Source organism: Advenella kashmirensis WT001, assembly GCF_000219915.2.
GTDB classification, from domain to species: Bacteria; Pseudomonadota; Gammaproteobacteria; order Burkholderiales; family Burkholderiaceae_B; genus Advenella; species Advenella kashmirensis.
The window spans coordinates 1,962,590-1,980,128 of the sequence record NC_017964.1 but is presented as its reverse complement, the minus strand read 5'-3'; the positions used below and the strand labels follow the sequence as shown (position 1 = coordinate 1,980,128).

Genomic DNA, 17,539 nt, shown 5'->3' with positions numbered 1-17,539 from the left:
ACACCGCAATGATTGAACGACGCCCCATGCTGGACCTGCTGGCCCACCTGATCCTGATCATCGGCTTGGTCGTAGTGGCCTTTCCACTTTATATTGCCATCGTGGCCTCCACGCAAACTGCCCAGGAAGTGGCCAATGCCCCCATGTCGCTCTGGCCGGGCAAACATTTCATAGAAAACTACACCAACGCACTGCTTGGTGGCTCCAGCTCCGTGCCAAGCAGTGTTGCCCATATGCTGTGGGTCAGCTTTGTTACCGCTATGACGATTGCCATAGGAAAAATCACCATTTCCATGCTCTCGGCCTTTGCCGTGGTCTATTTTCGCTTTCCGTTTCGCATGCTGTGTTTCTGGATGATTTTCATCACACTGATGCTGCCGGTGGAAGTTCGCATATCCCCCACCTTTGAAGTGGTTGCCGGCCTTGGCCTGACTAACACCTATGCCGGCCTGACGCTGCCATTGATTGCCTCGGCCACCGCCACCTTCCTGTTCCGGCAGTTCTTTCTGACTGTGCCCGACGAACTGATCGAGGCCGCGCGCATTGACGGCGCCGGTCCCTTGCGCTTTTTCCGCGATATTCTGCTGCCCTTGTCAAAAACCAGCATCGCCGCCCTGTTCGTGATTCAGTTCACCTACGGCTGGAACCAGTATCTGTGGCCCCTGGTTATGAAAACGACAGACGACATGACCCCGATTGTGGTCGGCATCCGCACCATGATAGGCGGTGGCGACAGCGTGACCGACTGGAACATTGTGATGGCAACTGCCCTGCTTGCCATGATTCCGCCCGGGCTGGTTGTCGTGCTGATGCAAAAGTGGTTTGTCAGGGGTCTCGTGGATACCGAGAAATAAAGGATTATCAAAATGGCAACACTACAATTTAACGACATCAAAAAAACCTATCCCGGCAATGTTGCCGTGATCCACGGCGTAGACCTTCAAGTGCAGGACGGTGAATTCATTGTGATCGTCGGCCCGTCCGGCTGCGGCAAGTCTACCCTGATGCGCATGGTCGCCGGTCTGGAATCGGTCACAGAAGGCCAGATTCTGATCGACGGCAGCATCGTCAACGGACTGGAACCGGCAGAGCGCGATATTGCCATGGTCTTTCAGAACTATGCACTCTACCCTCATATGTCGGTCTATGAGAATATGGCTTATGGCCTGAAAATCCGCAAGCTGACCAAACAACAAATTGATGAGCGGGTACAGCAGGCGGCCGGCATTCTGGAGCTGGGCAGCCTGCTTGACCGCCGGCCCAAGCAATTATCTGGCGGACAGCGCCAGCGCGTGGCCATGGGCCGCGCCATCGTAAGGGAACCCAAAGTGTTTTTGTTCGATGAACCGCTGTCCAACCTGGACGCCAAGTTGCGGGTACAAATGCGCCTGGAAATCCAGAAACTGCATCGACGCCTGCGCACTACCAGCCTGTATGTCACCCACGACCAGGTCGAAGCCATGACGCTGGCCGACCGCATGATCGTGATGAACAAAGGCGTTGCTGAACAGATTGGCACGCCGATTGAAGTATTCGAAAAACCGGCCACGACGTTTGTGGCGGCCTTCATTGGCTCGCCGCCGATGAATCTGATCCCGGTATCAGTGACCGCCAGCGGCGATATTTTAACCAGGGACGGCCAGAAAATGGCCATTCCCGCGGCGCAAGTGCCGGAACGTGCCCGCGGCAAAGAAATTATTCTGGGCTTTCGTCCGGAACATGTCGAACTTGATCAACCCGGCATCCCGATGACAATTGAAATGATCGAGATCCTGGGCTCTGAAAAACTGATTCACGGACGGGTTGGCGATACCCTGGTCGTCATTCGCTGTGATGTTCATGAAACGGCCTCCGCCAATTATAAAATCGGCGATACGATTAATGCCGGTGCGGACGCACGACATCATCTGCACTGGTTCGATCCGGTAACGACACGCCGGATTGATTGACCGGCGCGCATCCTTGCATCTTTTTGCATCGTCTCTAAGCATCTTGATACTGGCTGAATCAGATTGGCTATAGCGGTGCGTTCACTTATGCACAAGACTGGAAATCGTCGATAAAAAGACCGGACCCCATTTATGGATCCGGTCTTTTTATAGCCTGGCCAGACAGCCAATTCGTTGAATGCGGCTGCACACCGCAGCCACTGACGCGAAGCCGTTTACTTCACAGCCGTTTTGCTACCGTCTTTATGCCAGGTGTAGATGTCAAATTTGAACTCGTTCAGGTCGCCCTGTTTATTCCATGACAGATCACCAATCACAGACTTCACTGTATTGCCGTGCAGCCACTCGGCTACTTTCTCAGGATCGGTACTCTTGGTAGCCTTGATTCCTTCGAAGATAGCTTGTGTTGCCGCGTAGGAGGTCAGCTGGAAAGCGCCGGACGCATTGCGTTTTTTGGCCTTGAATGCTTCAACCACGGCTTTGTTTTCCGGCAGCGCAGAATAATCTGCAGGCAGCGTTAACAGCATGCCTTCCACCGCATCACCCGCGATCGCATTGATTTCAGGGTTGCCGGCGCCTTCCGGTCCCATGAATTTGACTTTCAGACCCTGCTCTGCTGCCTGGCGCATCAGCAAGCCCATTTCAGGATGGTAGCCGCCGTAATAAACAAAATCGACACCGGCCGACTTCATTTTGGTGATCACGGAAGAATAGTCGGTTTCACCGGCATTAATGCCTTCGAACAGCGCAACCGCCACATTGGCCTTTTTCAGATTATCCTGTACTGAAGAGGCAATGCCCTGTCCATATGACTGCTTGTCGTGCAGGATCGCAACCTTGCTGGGTTTGACGCTATCGATAATAAATTTTGCCGCTGCGGGGCCTTGTTGATCATCGCGTCCGATGGTGCGGAAAACAAAATCAAAATTCTTGCCATCGGTCACATTGGGTGCCGTTGCGGAAGGTGTAATCATGACCACCCCTTCCTGGTTATAGATGGAGGCGCCACCGACCGTTGCGCCCGAGCATACCGGTCCGACGACAAAGCCGATTTCCTTGTTGACCACATTATTGGCAGCGATGGGTCCCTGTTTGGGTTCGCAGGCATCGTCGACTTCAACCATTTCGAACTGCTTGCCATCGTATCCGCCTGCGGCGTTGATTGACTCGATTGCTGTGCGGATGCCTTCGCGTACCATATCGCCATATTGCGTTACCGGGCCAGTCACCGGCCCGACTGCCGCGATTTTAATGGTATCTGCAGCCAGTGCCTGGGTCGACAGCATCAGGCCGGCAGAGATGGCCATGGTCAGTGCAGATGCTTTCAGATAGTTCATTTCTAATACTCCGGTAATGTAAGAATACGTAATAACGTTTAACGCTGCTATTCTCGCACTTTTTTTTGCAATGATTCAATTTTGTCTGAAATTTCAAGGTAAACCCTGATCTGTGTTTACATCAAAATAAACTACAGGCTGCGAACCTTGCCGTTGAGCATTCTGACACCGGTCAGATCGCATCGATAGATGCAATCGGCCAGGGCATCAATTGCCTGCAGGCGCGGGAAACTGCGACGCCAGATAAGCACGACTTCCCGGTTGGGTACCGGTTCCTTTAATGGCACATAATGCACCAGATCGTCCGCAGAACGAGGCTTCTCGGGCAAGGCCGTCATCGGCAGCAGTGTAATGCCCAGGCCAGCAGCCACCATATGGCGGATGGTCTCCAGGGAGGAGCCCTCGAAGGAACGCTGGATACCATCTGCAGCAGCAGAGAATCGCGACATTTCCGGGCAAACCTCCAATACCTGATCGCGAAAGCAATGGCCGGCACCCAGCAAGAGCATGGTTTCCTGCTTGAGCATTTCTGTGTCAATTTGCGCCAGGCCCGCCCAGCGATGATTACGCGGAACTGCAGCAATGAAGTCCTCTTCATAAAGCGGGCGCACCTCTAAGCCGGCTTCCGGTAGCGGCAACGCCACGATGGCGCAATCGATTTCGCCTGGCGCAGCAACTCCAGCAGGCGCACCGTAAAGCTTTCCTGAAGAATCAGCGGCATCTGCGGTGTGATGCGCAATTGCAGCGGGATCAGCTTGGGCAGCAAGTATGGTCCGATCGTATGGATTACACCGACACGCAATGCACCGGTGAGCGGATCGTTGCCCTGCCTGGCAATCTCTTTCAGATTGGCGCTTTCTTCAAGAATCTTCTGGGCCTGTGTGACAATCCGCAGCCCGGTTGGCGTAACGCCAACCTCATTGCCGCCACGTTCGAAAATAACCACGCCCAGTTCATCTTCTAATTTCTTGATCGCAACCGACAAGGTTGGCTGGCTGACAAAGCACGCCTCTGCCGCACGACCGAAATGTCGTTCCCGTGCCACTGCAATGATATATTTGAGTTCGGTAAGCGTCACACCAGGCTCCGCATAAAATAAGGGTCAAGTTGGCCGCAACGGGCAGCCAGGGACAGGATAGTCCTGTTCAATCGCACATTCTGAGCCTCGCGCGGAGGACCTGAACGGATACATCTGGGTCAAGCACTTCATATTCTGAGCAGGTCCGCCCGCTGCCGCGCCCAGCGTTGCAAATGCGCCGCGGCTGCCTCGGGATGCGTTGCCTGCAGCCACTGCGCCGTCTCCCGCGCCTGCTCGGCAATCGGCGCGTCCAGATCGATATCGGCAAAGCGCAATAGCGCCATACCCGATTGCCGCAAGCCAAGAAATTCACCCGGACCACGCTGTTCCAGATCGCGCCGGGCAATTTCAAAGCCGTCCTGTGTCTCATACATGGCTTTGAGTCTGGCCGTTGCTACAGACGACAGGGGCGCCTGATATAACAGCACACACAGCGATTCATTTTTGCCACGGCCGACCCGACCGCGCAGTTGATGCAATTGCGCCAATCCGAACCGCTCGGCATGTTCAATAATCATCAGCGAGGCATTAGGCACATCCACGCCAACCTCAATCACGGTGGTAGCAACCAGCAAATCCAGCTCATGGCCATGAAACGCAGACATGATCGCTGTTTTTTCCTGTGTCGGCAAGCGTCCGTGAAGCAAACCGATACGCAATTGAGGTAACTCCTGCTGCAACCGATTGAAGGTATCGGTCGCCGTCTGCAACTGCAGGGCCTCACTTTCTTCGACCAGCGGACAGACCCAGTATACCTGCCTGCCCTGGAGGATCACCTCATGCACGTGTTCCAGCAATTGGTCGCGACGGGAATCGGCAAATAACTTGGTGATCACCGGCGTGCGCCCCGGCGGCAAGGTATCAATCACCGACACATCCAGATCGGCGAAAAAAGTCATGGCCAGTGTACGCGGAATCGGCGTGGCGCTCATGCTTAACTGATGAGGCGCGATGGCTTCCTGCTCCTGTTCGCCTTTGCGGGCCAGGCTCAGGCGCTGCCCGACGCCGAAACGATGCTGTTCGTCGACCACCATCAATCCCAGTCTGGCGAACGTCACATGCTGCTGAATCAATGCCTGGGTGCCGACCACCAGTTGCGTAGTGCCGTCAGCGACCAGCGCCGCTGCCTGCTGCTTTTTTTTCGGCGTCAGGCTGCCGGCCAGCCAGCCGGTGCTGATGCCCAGCGGTTCAAACCAGGCGGACATTTTTCTGAAATGCTGTTCAGCCAGGATTTCGGTGGGCGCCATGATGGCAACCTGAAACCCCTGATCAATCGCGTGTGCCGCCGCAATGGCAGCCACCACGGTTTTACCGCTACCCACATCCCCCTGCAGCAATCTTTGCATGGGGAAGGTGCGTTGCATATCAGCCAGAATTTCTTTGCAAACGCGTTCCTGCGCTGAAGTCAGAGTAAAGCCTACTTGGGCAAGTAAGCGTTGCACCAGGCCGGAACGTTTACCCTGCATGGCATAGGCCTTCTTGTTCTGTCGCGTGGCACGCGCCAGCGCCATCGCCAGTTGCTGAGCCAGCAGTTCATCGAATTTGACCCGTTCCCATGCCGGATGCGTCTTTTCAATCAGCGCCAGCGTATCAGCCTGCTTGGGCGGATTGTGCAGCAACTGGATGGACTCGGCAAAGGGAGCAAGCTGATATTTGCGCTGGACCGCTATGGGCAACGTGTCGTCCAGTCGCACCCGAGACAGCGCCGCGTTGACCGCCTTGCGGATTTGTGGCTGGTTCAAGCCTTCTGTTGCCGGATACACCGGCGTTAAGCGATCCGAGAGCGGCGCGCCGGCGCGGCTGACTTTGGGGTGCACCATTTCAAAGCCCCAGAACGATCCGCCCCGCACTTCACCGCGCACCCGAATAAGCCTGCCTTCCTCCACCGCTTTAATCTGGCTCGGATAAAAATGCAGCCAGCGCAGCGACAACTGGCCGGATCCGTCGTCGATTGTCGCGGTCAGCTGGCGCCGCCCACGGATAAGTACCTGAGCCTTGCGCACGATTCCCTCAACCTGCGCCATTTGGCCAGGATACAGCGAATCAATGCGATGCAGTGCCGTTTCGTCTTCATAACGCAGCGGCAAATGCAACACAAAATCAAAATCCTGGACCAGCCCCAGGCTTGCAAATTTCTTGCTGATGGCGGTGGGACTATCCGTTCTCGCGGAAGCAGCAGGCATGACAACGAGATGATCAGACGATGATGATGGCCTCTACCTCGAACAGGGCGCCTTTGGGCAAAGCACTGACCTCTACCGTTGAACGGGCGGGAAATGGTTCCGGGATCAGTTCAGACATCACCGTGTTCGCAATGCCAAAATTGGCCAGGTCGGTCAGAAACAAAGTGAGTTTCACAATACTATGCAGTGAGCCGCCGGCAGCATGAATGACTGCGCTCATATTGCTGAATGCCTGGCGCACCTGTTCTTCGACCTGTTCGGAGACCAGATCGCCCGTGGACGGGTCCAGACCAATCTGGCCGGAAAGGTAGACGGTGCTGCCAGCCGGTGCAACGACTGCCTGGGAATAAGGGCCAATGGCGCTGGGGGCTTTGTCTGTCTGAATGACTTGTTTGGTCATGAGATTCTCCAATGAACGGGGCGTTTACTATAGGCAATGACAATAGTATATACACTTTCAGACCGAAAATAATCGTGTGCCGACCAGCTCAACCTACCGATTTTTGCCCTGCAGTGTCCCGAAGCGGATCTTGCCCAGTCGTCCCGGCAGAGCACGCGTGACTGGGAAAGCCGGGCTGCCAGAATAAAAGCTGTCGTTTTTTTTCATTTTTCTGACAAAATTTTAGAAAAAATTGATTTATTTCGTAGCTGAAATTTTGCTGAAGTAATATAGTGAAAATCATTCTTATTTTCAGCAACATTCGATTTGCGATTGCCAGATTGATCGCAACGAGTGACCCGGTTGGATTTATTCTCACATCAATAAAGGCAGTCATGAAATCTCTCTCGATCCTTACTCAGGCGCTCACATGCGCTGGTGTTCTTTGTGGCGCTCAGGCCTACGCTGCGGGTGAAGTCAATATTTACACCACGCGTGAACCCAAGCTGATTCAACCCATTCTGGATAATTTCACCAAGGAAACCGGCATCAAGACCAATACGGTATTCATGAAGGACGGACTGGCTGAACGCGTCAAGAGCGAAGGTGAGCGTTCACCCGCCGACCTGCTCATGATGGTCGATTACGGCAACCTGATAGATCTGGTGAATGCCGGTATTACCCAGCCAGTGCAGTCGGATGCGCTGAACCAGGCCATTCCTGCCAGTTTGCGCGATCCGGGCAACCAATGGTTTGCCTTGTCAACACGGGCCCGAGTGCTGTATGCCGCAAAAGACCTGAACCTGGACAAGTTTACTTATGAAGAGCTGGCCGATCCCAAGTGGAAAGGCAAGGTGTGCATCCGCTCGGGCCAGCATCCGTACAACACCAGCCTCTTTGCTGCAATCATTGCCCATGACGGCGCGGAAAAAGCGCAGGCATGGCTCAAAGGCGTCAAGGCCAACCTGGGCCGCAAGGCAGCCGGCGGCGATCGTGATGTTGCCAAAGATATTCTTGGCGGCATATGCGACATTGGCATTGCCAATTCCTATTACGTAGGCCAAATGCGCAATGCAAAACCCGATTCAGACCAGTATAAATGGGGTAATGCAATCAAGGTCATTCTGCCCACCTTTGCCGGTAGCAAAGACGGCGGCACCCATGTCAACGTAAGCGGCGCAGCCATCGCCAAACATTCAGCCAACAAGGACAATGCTGTCAAACTGCTGGAATACCTGGCTTCGGAAAAAGCACAGAGCCTGTATGCTAGCGCCAATTACGAATACCCGGTACGCCAGGGCGTACAACTGGATCCGACAGTAGCCAGCTTCGGCACCCTGAAAGCCGATACCCTGCCATTGGCAGAGATCGCCAAGCACCGTAAGCAAGCCAGCGAACTGGTCGATCAGGTCGGGTTCGATCAATAATTATCGTTTATTGCGCTCGGAGAACGGCAAGCCTGGCAGTCCCGTCAGGCGCTGGTCAAGGCCGATCAGCCGTTCTCTTTTTTGCATTTCCCTGTCTGGCGGGCATCAAGCCCGCCGTATGCATTTGGTAAACTCGGTATGGTCACCCCCTCTTCCACCGCCTTGACCGCTACCCATCGTTGGCCACCCAGCCAGTGGATAGCCGCCGCCCTGGCATTGTGCGTGCTTTCGCCGGTATTGGTATTGGCTGCGCTGGCGCTGTCCGGCGAGACCGGTCACTGGCTGAACCTGTTGCACAATGTGCTCCCGGTTTCATTGTCGAACACCGTGCTCTTGCTGCTGGGCGTGGGTATTCTGAGTGCACTCATTGGCGGCGGTAGCGCCTGGCTGACTACTGCCTATCTGTTCCCTACCCGCCGGCTGGTCACCTGGGGCCTGCTGTTGCCGCTGGCCGTGCCCACCTACATCATGGCGTTTGCCTATCTGGACGTGCTGCACCCACTGGGACCGATACAAACCCTGATCCGCGACCTGCTGGGCTATGACTCGCCACGCCAGTTCCGCCTCCCCGACTTGCGCTCCATGGCGGGCGCCATTATTTTGCTGGGGCTGGTGCTGTATCCTTATGTCTATTTAAGCGTGCGGGTGATGTTCATGACGCAGGCCGCCAGCCTGCTGGAAGCGGCCAGGACACTGGGATGCTCGCGTCGCGAAGCTTTTTGGCGCGTGGTGGTGCCGCTGGCTCGTCCGGCCATGGCGGTGGGCTTAAGTCTGGTGTTGCTGGAAACACTGAACGATGTAGGCGCCTCGGAGTTTCTCGGCATCCAGACCATGACCATCTCCATTTATACTACCTGGATCACCCGTTCCAATCTGGAAGGTGCGGCGCAAATTGCGATTGTCATGCTGGCCGTGGTTACGCTACTGATCTATATGGAGCGCTATGCCCGGCGCCGCCAGCGCTACGCCATTACCCAGCGCATGCATCCAATACAACCGGTGCAACTGCGCGGCATTGCGGCTCTTGTGGCCGTGCTGTTAGGCTGGTTCCCCATCATTACCGGCTTTATTATTCCTTTCTGGTTTCTGGTGAACGAATCAATCAAGCGTTTATCATCATTGCAGGCAGTCTCCCTGGAACTGGTCCGGGCCACCTATAACACAGTATCGGTGTCGCTTGCAGCGACCGTCGTCACCATCTGCTGCGGGCTGATCATCGCCTGGTCGGCGCGACACGCACGCAGCGGCACGGCTCGCCTGCTGGCCCGTTGCAGCAGCCTGGGCTACGCCATTCCAGGTACCGTCCTGGCTACCGGCTTGCTGATTCCCTATTCGTGGTTTGATCAACTCATTTCAAGCACCTTGAACGCGCTGGCCGGTATTCCGCCACAGTTGTATATCATGGGCTCGGCAGCTGGCATTGTCTGCGCCTATACCCTGCGCTTCATGGCCATTTCAGTTGGCAGCATTGAATCGGGCCTGGCCCGGATTCCGCCATCGCTGGAACAAGCCTCGCGCAGCCTGGGGCACAGTGCATTTCGCAGTTTCGTGCGCGTTCACTTTCCGTTGCTGCGTCCGGCGCTGGGCGCAGCAGCGCTGCTGATTTTTGTAGATGCCATGAAAGAATTGTCGGCCACCCTGCTGCTGCGCCCGCTCAATTTTGAAACCCTGTCGACATGGCTTTACGCTGAAGCGGCACGCGGGACCTATGACGAAGGGCAATTGCCGCCCTGATCATTGTATTTGCCGGGCTGATTCCGGTGATCTTGCTGGCCCGTACCCAATTGAAGGCAAACTACTAATGCACGCAACACCCATTTTGCAAATCAATGATATCCGACTGGGCTATAAACATGACCATCGGATGAAAGTGGTGGTCGACGGCTACACGATGCAGGTTCCGGCGGGTGAAATCGTCTGCCTGCTGGGCCCGTCTGGTTGCGGCAAAACCACGGTCCTGCGCGCCATTGCCGGGTTCGAACCGGTCTACGCCGGGCAGATTTTGTTGGACGGCCAGGTAATTGCCGAGCCCGGTCGCATGGTCGAACCGGAGCATCGCCGCATTGGCATGATGTTCCAGGATTATGCCTTGTTCCCGCATTTGACGATTGAACAGAATGTCGCGTTCGGCCTGCGCAAGCAAGCACAACAGGCGCGCAGACAGCGGGTTGATGAATTGCTGGAATTGGTACGCCTGTCTGATCTGCGTGACCGCTATCCGCACGAACTGTCCGGTGGCCAGCAGCAGCGCATTGCGCTGGTGCGCTCACTGCGCCCTCGCCCAAACTGCTGTTGCTGGACGAAGCCTTTTCCAATCTGGATACGGAAATTCGCCAGCAACTGGTTGTAGAAGTGCGCAGTATTCTGAAGCACAGTGGCATCAGCGCCATTCTGGTTACACACAACCTGGAAGAAGCCGAAGCCATTGCCGATCATATTGGCACGATGAAAGATGGCAAGCTGCAGGCCTGGCGTCGCATGGACAAGCTCCCCACCCAATAACTGCACACGCGTTGGCCGGCGGTTAAAGCGGCGCCGCCGCAAGCCACGCTGGCGATCAAAGATGCTCTATTCCCAGTTCCTTGAGCTTTCGCGTCACCGTGTTGCGACCTATGCCCAGCCGTGCCGCTGCGTCAATACGCCGCCCTCGGCAATTTTCCAGCGTCGTGGTCAGCACGATCCGCTCAAACTCCTGCGTCAGATGCGCCATGATGTCCTGCTCATCGCTTTGCAACCGTTGCTGAACTTCAAGCTCCAGTTTGTCCAGCCAGTTCTGCTGACTGTTGTCACTCCCAGCTAACGGCGTATAAGGGCCTTGGCTTGCGGCTGTAGGCGTGGCTGCCGAAGACCAATGGGCCGCAGTAGCCGATGCGTCCCCGACACTGCCCGCTGTCGGCGCGACACCTTCGGTGGTGCGTTCCGTACCTGGTGAAAAACTCAGGCTTGCCATGAGCTCGGGTGGCAGATCGTTCTTATCGATCCGCTGCGCCGGCGACATGACCGTGAGCCAATGACAAAAGTTCTCCAACTGGCGCACATTGCCCGGAAAATCGAACTGCTGGACAATAGCCAGCGCCTCCGGGCTCAATTGCTTGGGCGCCACACCCAGGCTGCTGGCTGCGACCTTAAGAAAATGCGTTGCCAGCTGACCGATATCTTCCCGACGCTCACGCAATGGTGGCACCCGCAAGCGAATAACGTTCAGGCGATGGAACAGATCTTCTCGAAAGGTGCCCTGCTCGACCCGTACTTCGAGCGGCTGATGCGTCGCAGCAATAATGCGCACGTCCACACTCACCGGCTGTGAACCACCGATTCTGTAGAAATTGCCTTCGGCAAGCACCCGCAAAAGACGGGTTTGCAACTCCAGCGGCATGTCGCCAATTTCATCCAGGAACAGCGTCCCGCCATTGGCCTCTTCAAAACGGCCACGGCGTTGTGCGCTGGCGCCAGTAAACGAACCGCGCTCATGTCCGAACAGTTCCGCTTCAAGCAGGTCACGCGGAATCGCCGCTGCATTCAGCGCCACAAAAGGTTTCCCGGCTCGTGTGCCATGCTTGTGCACGGCGCGGGCGATCAATTCCTTGCCGGTGCCCGATTCGCCCGTGATCAGCACGGTGACCTTAGAGGGCGCCAGGCGACCAATGGCGCGAAAAATCTCCTGCATTTGCCTGGATGACGATTGGGTCATCATTTTGTCGTAATCGGCTGCCAGATTCGGGGCCAGCACGGCTTGTTCCGTCCCATGTCCTGCGTTCTCACGACCATGTTCATATGCGCGCTCAATCAGCGCCACCGCTTCATTCACGTCAAACGGCTTGACCAGATAGTCAAACGCGCCTTCATGAAAAGCCGTCACCGTACTGTCCAGGTCGGTATAGGCCGTCATCACAATGACCGGCAAATCTTCCGCGCGCTGTTTGATTGCCTTGAGCAGATCAATCCCCGACATATCCGGCATGCGAATATCCGTTACCAGCACATCGGGTCGTTCCGTTTGCAATGCATCGAGCACGTCTCTGGCACGCTCAAAACAGGTGGGCGCCATTCCGGCACGCTGCAGCGCCTTGTCCAGCACCCAGCGAATGGCCTGATCATCGTCGACAATCCAGATTGTTTTCATACTTGCTCCAACGGTAACAGCATTCTGAACTCGGTATGACCCGGTTCCGAATCAAATTCGATAAGTCCGCCATGCTGATGCACCAGTTCCTGGGCCAGGCTTAGTCCCAGGCCTGTGCCCTCTGCACGGCCAGTGACCAGAGGGTGAAAAATCCGGTCTTTCAATTGCTTTGGCACGCCTGCGCCGTTATCCACGACAGAAACCACCACCACCAGGCGGTGCACCTTATTGAGCAGATAAAATTTATTCAGTATGCGAGTGCGTAGCGTCAGCAGCGGCCCTACGTGCGCCAGACTATCACCGGCGCGCAGGTCAAAGCCGTTGTCGTCAGCGACCTCGCGCCCGCTGGCCGATAGCGATCGTGATGGCGCCTCACCAAGCAGCGACTGCGCAGCATTGCGCGCCAGATTCAGATAGGCCTGCACCAGTTTGGCCATATCGGCTTTCATATCCGGCACCGAGGCGTCGTAATCTTTCACAATCGTGATACGGTCCTGATACTCTGCCTTGATCAGTGCATGTACCCGCTCACATACTTCATGGATATTGATCACCGACAGGGATAACTGCGACTGACTGGGTCGAATCAGGCGATCCACCAATCCTTGCAGACGATCGGCTTCATCAATAATAACCTGGGTATATTCCTTGAGCGCCGGATCCTGCAGCTCCATTTCCAGCAACTGGGCTGCGCCGCGCAAGCCGCCCAGCGGGTTCTTGACTTCGTGCGCCAGGTTGCGAAACGTGTCCTTGTAGATTTCGATTTCGTGAAACAGCCGTTCATTGCGCTCCGCCAGTGCATGCTGTTCAAACTCGCGTATCTCAATCAATATGCGCCAGGGCATGGCCTCCAGGCGCGTAAGCGTTACATTGGCAGGCACGTTCTCCAGGGCCTTGCGCAAAGCGAGCGTCAGGCGCACAGTCGAGAGCTTTCTTCCCGAGACGTAATCGAGGGCCTTGTTGAAGGCTTCCGCATCGGTAAACAGATCGGCTGCAGCTGATTTTTCCAGGGATTTGAGCGAACGCTCCAGCAGGTCCTGTGCAGCGCTATTGATATGCAGAAGGCGCCCGTCGTCATCCACCAGCAAAACGGATGTGGCAAGAAGATCGTAAGCGTCTGTGAGTTTCGTTGCCATTGGGAGTCCAGAAGTACCCGCGCCGAATAAAGCGAGGTGAATGACCAAGCGTCACCCTGCCAGCCCGAAGCGGCCAAGCGTGCCGGGTTCAATCGTAAGACGACAGATGCCGGTCTGTCTTGGGGGAGAAACAATCGGGCCGGATGGCAAACGCCATCCCCCTTTCAGGTATGACAGGCCCGTATGCAGCAATTACAACGAGTAGTACAGATCGTATTCAACAGGATGCGGCGTCTGGCGAAGACGAGTCACTTCCTGCATTTTCAGTTCCACGTAGGCATCCAGCATGTCGTTGCTGAATACGCCGCCGCGGGTCAGGAATTCGCGATCCGCATCCAGCGCAGCCAGCGCTTCTTCAAGCGATGCGGCCACGGTCGGAATTTTCTTGTCTTCTTCGGGTGGCAGATCGTACAGGTTTTTGTCTGCAGGATCGCAGGATGGATCTTGTTCTGCACACCGTCCAGGCCAGCCATCATCAGCGCAGAGAACGCCAGGTACGGGTTGGCCAGCGGATCGGGGAAGCGCGCTTCAATACGACGGCCTTTCGGATTGCCTACATAAGGAATACGAATTGAGGCCGAACGGTTGCGGGCAGAATAAGCCAGCTTGACCGGGGCTTCATAGTGCGGCACCAGACGTTTGTAGGAATTGGTGCCCGGATTGGTAATCGCGTTGAGTGCACGGGCATGCTTGATGATACCGCCGATATAGAACAGGGCGAACTCGGACAAACCGGCATAACCATTACCGGCAAACAGGTTCTGGCCATCTTTCCAGATAGACTGGTGAACGTGCATGCCTGAGCCGTTATCACCAAACAGCGGCTTGGGCATGAATGTCGCGGTTTTGCCGTACATATGGGCTACGTTGTGCACTGTGTATTTCAGGATCTGGTTCCAGTCTGCGCGCTGCACCAGCGTAGAGAACTGAGTACCAATTTCCAGTTGGCCGGCGCCAGCCACTTCATGGTGGTGGATTTCTACCGGCACGCCCTGCTCTTCCAGAATCAGGCTCATTTCAGAACGCAGGTCGGCAAAGGAATCAACCGGTGACACGGGTACATAGCCGCCCTTGACGCGCGGGCGATGCCCCAGATTACCAGACTCCGACTCGGTGCCGGATGACCATGGCGCTTCGTCAGATTTGATTTTGAATGAGCAACCGGACATGTCGTCAGTCCAGGTAATGCCATCAAACACAAAGAATTCCGGCTCGGGGCCAAAGTAAGCGGTGTCGCCCAGGCCACTGGATTTGAGGTAGGCTTCGGCGCGCTTGGCCAGAGAACGAGGATCGCGATCATATCCTTTCAGATCCGACGGTTCTACCACGTCGCAGGTCATGATCAGTGTGGGTTCTTCACGGAACGGGTCCAGACGCGCAGATTTCGCATCGGGAATCAGCAGCATATCGGAAGCCTCAATGCCTTTCCAGCCGGCAATGGACGAACCATCAAAAGCCTGACCGGATTCGAATTTGTCTTCGTCCAGCAGTTTGGACGGGATGGTCATGTGGTGTTCTTTACCAACCGTATCCGTAAACCGGAAATCGACAAAAGTCACTTCGCGATCGCCAATCAGCTTTAGAACGTCTTGAGGGGTTGTCATACTATCTCCATGAGTAATGTCCAATGACAGGGCCTGAGCCGGCCGTATGCCGTACTTAAAAGCAAGTATCATGCCAGCTATTGATGACCGGATGCGTGGCAGATTCGTGATTTATGCGCACTATTTTAGTGCCTGAAATTGTCACTCATGCACTTATTTGGTGCCTTGTGGCAAAAACGCACCAACAGCGTACGAACTTAGCGGATCGCACGAAAACAGCTGCAGGTGATTTCCCTAGAGACAATATGCCTTCAAGTTGCCTTTTTTTCAGGCAAAAACATCGCCTGCAGATCGTTCAGGAACGCCTGACCGCGTTCGGTAGGCCGAATGGTCATGGGATCGGGTTCCATCAGGCCGCGCTCTACCGCCTTGCGAATAGTCGGGGCCACGCTCAGCAGTGAAAGGCTGGTTCGCTCCTCAAACAGCGTCGCGGGAACGCCCTTTACCAATCGCAATGCATTGAGCATGAATTCAAAAGGCAAATCTGCGACAGCCAGGCTCTGCTCGGTCATGATCCGGCCAGCGCCGTCTGCCTCAAGCGCGCGATCCATCCAGGTCTGCGGATTCTTGACATTGGCGCGCCGGACAATGCGATCCTGAAACGACAATTTGCCATGCGCCCCAGGTCCAATTCCAATATAGTCGCCAAATTCCCAGTAGTTGAGGTTATGGCGCGCACGGCAACCCGGGCGGGCGTAGGCCGAAATTTCATATTGTTCGAAACCGGCGTCCCGGGTCTGCTCAAGGAGCATATCCTGGATGTCGGCAGCACTATCTTCATCAGGCAGGTCTTTCGGCGGGAACTTGGCAAAGACCGTGTTCGGCTCCATGGTCAGATGATAGAGCGACAGGTGCTGGGTACCAAAGGCAAGCGCCCGCTGTACATCGGCCCGGGCTTTGGCGATCGTTTGCCCTGGCAAGGCATACATCAGATCGATGTTGACCTGAGATACCGCGTTCATGGCCAGCTCAATGGCTTTCTCAGCCTGGCGAGCATTGTGAATACGCCCCAGCTGCTGCAGCGCCTTGTCGTCAAAACTTTGCACGCCCAGGGAGAAGCGGTTGACACCGGCCGCTGCATACTGCGCGAAACGATCTGCCTCGGCTGTCCCGGGATTGGCTTCCATGGTAATTTCCGCAGATGGTGCCAGGGGCAGATATGAGCGTACCATGGCCAGCATCTGCTCGATCGCTTCACCAGACAAGAGGCTGGGCGTGCCACCACCGATAAATACGGTATAAACCGAACGTCCCCAGACTAATGGCAGCGTCTCTTCAAGGTCGCGACGCAACGCCGCCAGAAAACGCGCTTCGGGAATGTCCTGTTTTTTCTCATGAGAGTTGAAATCACAGTATGGACATTTGCGCACGCACCACGGCACGTGAATATACAAAGACAAGGGCGGCAGGCCGATGTTGAAATTGATTGCCGGTTTCAGCCGCTGCACAGGGACGATATTTTCGATCACGCGGCACCCAGATCCGCCAGCAAACGCTTGAGCGCCATGGCACGATGACTCACGCTGTTCTTGACTTGAGGATCAAGCTGAGCAGCGGTTTTTCCCAACTCGGGAATATAAAAATAGGGATCATAGCCAAACCCGTGCTCGCCGGCTGCTTGCATGGCGATTTCCCCATGCCAGGTACCCTGCGCAATGACAGGACAGGGATCATTTTCTGACCGCACAAAAACCAGCACGGCTATATAGGCAGCCCGGCGGTTTTCATGATTTTGCAGCTCCAGCAGAAGGCGGCGGTTATTGGCGGCATCCGATTTTTCTTCGCCAAATAGCGTAGCATACCGCGCCGATAGCACGCCCGGTGCGCCACCCAGCGCTTCGACTGACAGGCCGGAGTCATCTGCCAGCGCCGGCAGGCCGGTGTGATGACTGGCATGGCGCGCCTTGGCCAGCGCATTTTCAACGAAAGTATGAAAAGGCTCGGGAGCCTCCGACACATTCAATTGCTGCTGCGGAATAAGACGCATGCCCAGTGGCGCAAACAGCGCACTAAATTCGCGCAATTTTCCCTTGTTTCCGGAAGCCAGTACAACATCCATATATTTACACTCTATATTCAATAATAACAATCTACGCAGACGACCAGCCTTAGCGAAAGTCAGGCAACGATCGCCAGCAGGCCGACTGGCGTCGGCAAACGACCTCACACCATTCGCGTCATCTGATCCGTGTGGCACCCGTCAGGTACGAAACATCAATCACGGATCAGAAATCACAAAAAGCAAATCAAGAAAGGCGGATCATGAATGTGATATCCGCCAGTTACACATAGATATCGCCGTCAAATATCACAGTCGCCATAC

The 17,539-nt window shown here is 55.5% G+C and carries 11 protein-coding genes and 4 pseudogenes; 5 read left to right on the top strand and 10 right to left on the bottom strand.

Features of this window, described 5'->3' with window-relative positions:
• Positions 1-8: 8 nt before the first annotated feature.
• Positions 9-854 (top strand): sn-glycerol-3-phosphate ABC transporter permease UgpE, encoded by an 846-nt coding sequence (ugpE, locus tag TKWG_RS09255; protein WP_014750580.1) that lies wholly within the window; start codon positions 9-11, stop codon positions 852-854.
• Between the two features lie 12 nt (positions 855-866).
• Positions 867-1,949 carry a sn-glycerol-3-phosphate import ATP-binding protein UgpC gene (locus tag TKWG_RS09250; RefSeq protein WP_014750579.1) on the top strand — a complete coding sequence of 361 codons (1,083 nt, stop codon included), beginning with the start codon at positions 867-869 and terminating at the stop codon, positions 1,947-1,949.
• A 215-nt stretch (positions 1,950-2,164) separates the two neighbouring features.
• On the opposite strand, the gene TKWG_RS09245 is transcribed toward TKWG_RS09250, so the two are convergent.
• The 5 genes and pseudogenes from TKWG_RS09245 to TKWG_RS09225 all read right to left on the bottom strand — a co-directional run bounded on the left by TKWG_RS09245 (position 2,165) and on the right by TKWG_RS09225 (position 7,323).
• Complete coding sequence (locus TKWG_RS09245; RefSeq protein ID WP_014750578.1) at positions 2,165-3,286, bottom strand: high-affinity branched-chain amino acid ABC transporter substrate-binding protein; 1,122 nt, start codon at positions 3,284-3,286, stop codon at positions 2,165-2,167.
• Between the two features lie 131 nt (positions 3,287-3,417).
• Positions 3,418-4,364, bottom strand: a pseudogene (locus TKWG_RS09240) (LysR substrate-binding domain-containing protein).
• A gap of 128 nt (positions 4,365-4,492) precedes the next feature.
• On the bottom strand, positions 4,493-6,547 hold the full coding sequence (recG, locus tag TKWG_RS09235; RefSeq protein ID WP_014750577.1) for an ATP-dependent DNA helicase RecG: 2,055 nt from the start codon (positions 6,545-6,547) through the stop codon (positions 4,493-4,495).
• A gap of 13 nt (positions 6,548-6,560) precedes the next feature.
• Positions 6,561-6,947 carry a Rid family detoxifying hydrolase gene (locus TKWG_RS09230; RefSeq protein WP_014750576.1) on the bottom strand — a complete coding sequence of 129 codons (387 nt, stop codon included), beginning with the start codon at positions 6,945-6,947 and terminating at the stop codon, positions 6,561-6,563.
• 88 nt (positions 6,948-7,035) lie between these two features.
• Positions 7,036-7,323, bottom strand: a complete 288-nt coding sequence (locus tag TKWG_RS09225) for a hypothetical protein (protein WP_014750575.1) — start codon at positions 7,321-7,323, stop codon at positions 7,036-7,038.
• Here TKWG_RS09225 and TKWG_RS09220 point away from each other — a divergent pair.
• From TKWG_RS09220 to TKWG_RS09210, 3 genes and pseudogenes are all read left to right on the top strand, one after another.
• Entirely contained in the window at positions 7,322-8,353 is a 1,032-nt protein-coding gene (locus TKWG_RS09220) for a Fe(3+) ABC transporter substrate-binding protein (RefSeq protein WP_014750574.1), read from the top strand. The two genes, TKWG_RS09225 and TKWG_RS09220, sit on opposite strands and share 2 nt — an antisense overlap.
• Positions 8,354-8,491: 138 nt before the next feature.
• Positions 8,492-10,155: pseudogene (locus tag TKWG_RS09215) on the top strand (ABC transporter permease).
• Positions 10,155-10,825: pseudogene (locus TKWG_RS09210) on the top strand (ABC transporter ATP-binding protein); the annotation flags it as partial. The pseudogenes TKWG_RS09215 and TKWG_RS09210, both read left to right, overlap by 1 nt.
• Before the next feature lie 85 nt (positions 10,826-10,910).
• On the opposite strand, the gene ntrC reads toward TKWG_RS09210, so the two are convergent.
• The 5 genes and pseudogenes from ntrC to rdgB form a co-directional block, all read right to left on the bottom strand.
• Positions 10,911-12,476, bottom strand: coding sequence for a nitrogen regulation protein NR(I) (gene ntrC / locus TKWG_RS09205; RefSeq protein ID WP_014750572.1), 1,566 nt, complete (start codon positions 12,474-12,476; stop codon positions 10,911-10,913).
• Positions 12,473-13,612 (bottom strand): two-component system sensor histidine kinase NtrB, encoded by a 1,140-nt coding sequence (locus tag TKWG_RS09200; protein WP_014750571.1) that lies wholly within the window; start codon positions 13,610-13,612, stop codon positions 12,473-12,475. The genes ntrC and TKWG_RS09200 overlap by 4 nt, the downstream gene beginning before the upstream one ends.
• A 192-nt stretch (positions 13,613-13,804) precedes the next feature.
• Positions 13,805-15,216 (bottom strand): annotated as a pseudogene (glnA, locus tag TKWG_RS09195) (type I glutamate--ammonia ligase).
• Between the two features lie 251 nt (positions 15,217-15,467).
• Positions 15,468-16,685, bottom strand: a complete 1,218-nt coding sequence (gene hemW, locus TKWG_RS09190) for a radical SAM family heme chaperone HemW (RefSeq protein ID WP_014750568.1) — start codon at positions 16,683-16,685, stop codon at positions 15,468-15,470.
• Entirely contained in the window at positions 16,682-17,275 is a 594-nt protein-coding gene (gene rdgB / locus TKWG_RS09185; protein ID WP_014750567.1) for an RdgB/HAM1 family non-canonical purine NTP pyrophosphatase, read from the bottom strand. The genes hemW and rdgB overlap by 4 nt, the downstream gene beginning before the upstream one ends.
• Positions 17,276-17,539 lie beyond the last annotated feature (264 nt).

What these genes read in the sequence shown, in the direction of transcription:
- ugpE (WP_014750580.1), top strand. Translation starts at nt 9, where the DNA reads ATGATTGAACGACGCCCCATGCTGGACCTGCTGGCCCACCTGATCCTG.
- TKWG_RS09250 (WP_014750579.1), top strand. Translation starts at nt 867, where the DNA reads ATGGCAACACTACAATTTAACGACATCAAAAAAACCTATCCCGGCAAT.
- TKWG_RS09245 (WP_014750578.1), bottom strand. Translation starts at nt 3,286, where the DNA reads ATGAACTATCTGAAAGCATCTGCACTGACCATGGCCATCTCTGCCGGC.
- recG (WP_014750577.1), bottom strand. Translation starts at nt 6,547, where the DNA reads ATGCCTGCTGCTTCCGCGAGAACGGATAGTCCCACCGCCATCAGCAAG.
- TKWG_RS09230 (WP_014750576.1), bottom strand. Translation starts at nt 6,947, where the DNA reads ATGACCAAACAAGTCATTCAGACAGACAAAGCCCCCAGCGCCATTGGC.
- TKWG_RS09220 (WP_014750574.1), top strand. Translation starts at nt 7,322, where the DNA reads ATGAAATCTCTCTCGATCCTTACTCAGGCGCTCACATGCGCTGGTGTT.
- TKWG_RS09225 (WP_014750575.1), bottom strand. Translation starts at nt 7,323, where the DNA reads ATGACTGCCTTTATTGATGTGAGAATAAATCCAACCGGGTCACTCGTT.
- ntrC (WP_014750572.1), bottom strand. Translation starts at nt 12,476, where the DNA reads ATGAAAACAATCTGGATTGTCGACGATGATCAGGCCATTCGCTGGGTG.
- TKWG_RS09200 (WP_014750571.1), bottom strand. Translation starts at nt 13,612, where the DNA reads ATGGCAACGAAACTCACAGACGCTTACGATCTTCTTGCCACATCCGTT.
- rdgB (WP_014750567.1), bottom strand. Translation starts at nt 17,275, where the DNA reads ATGGATGTTGTACTGGCTTCCGGAAACAAGGGAAAATTGCGCGAATTT.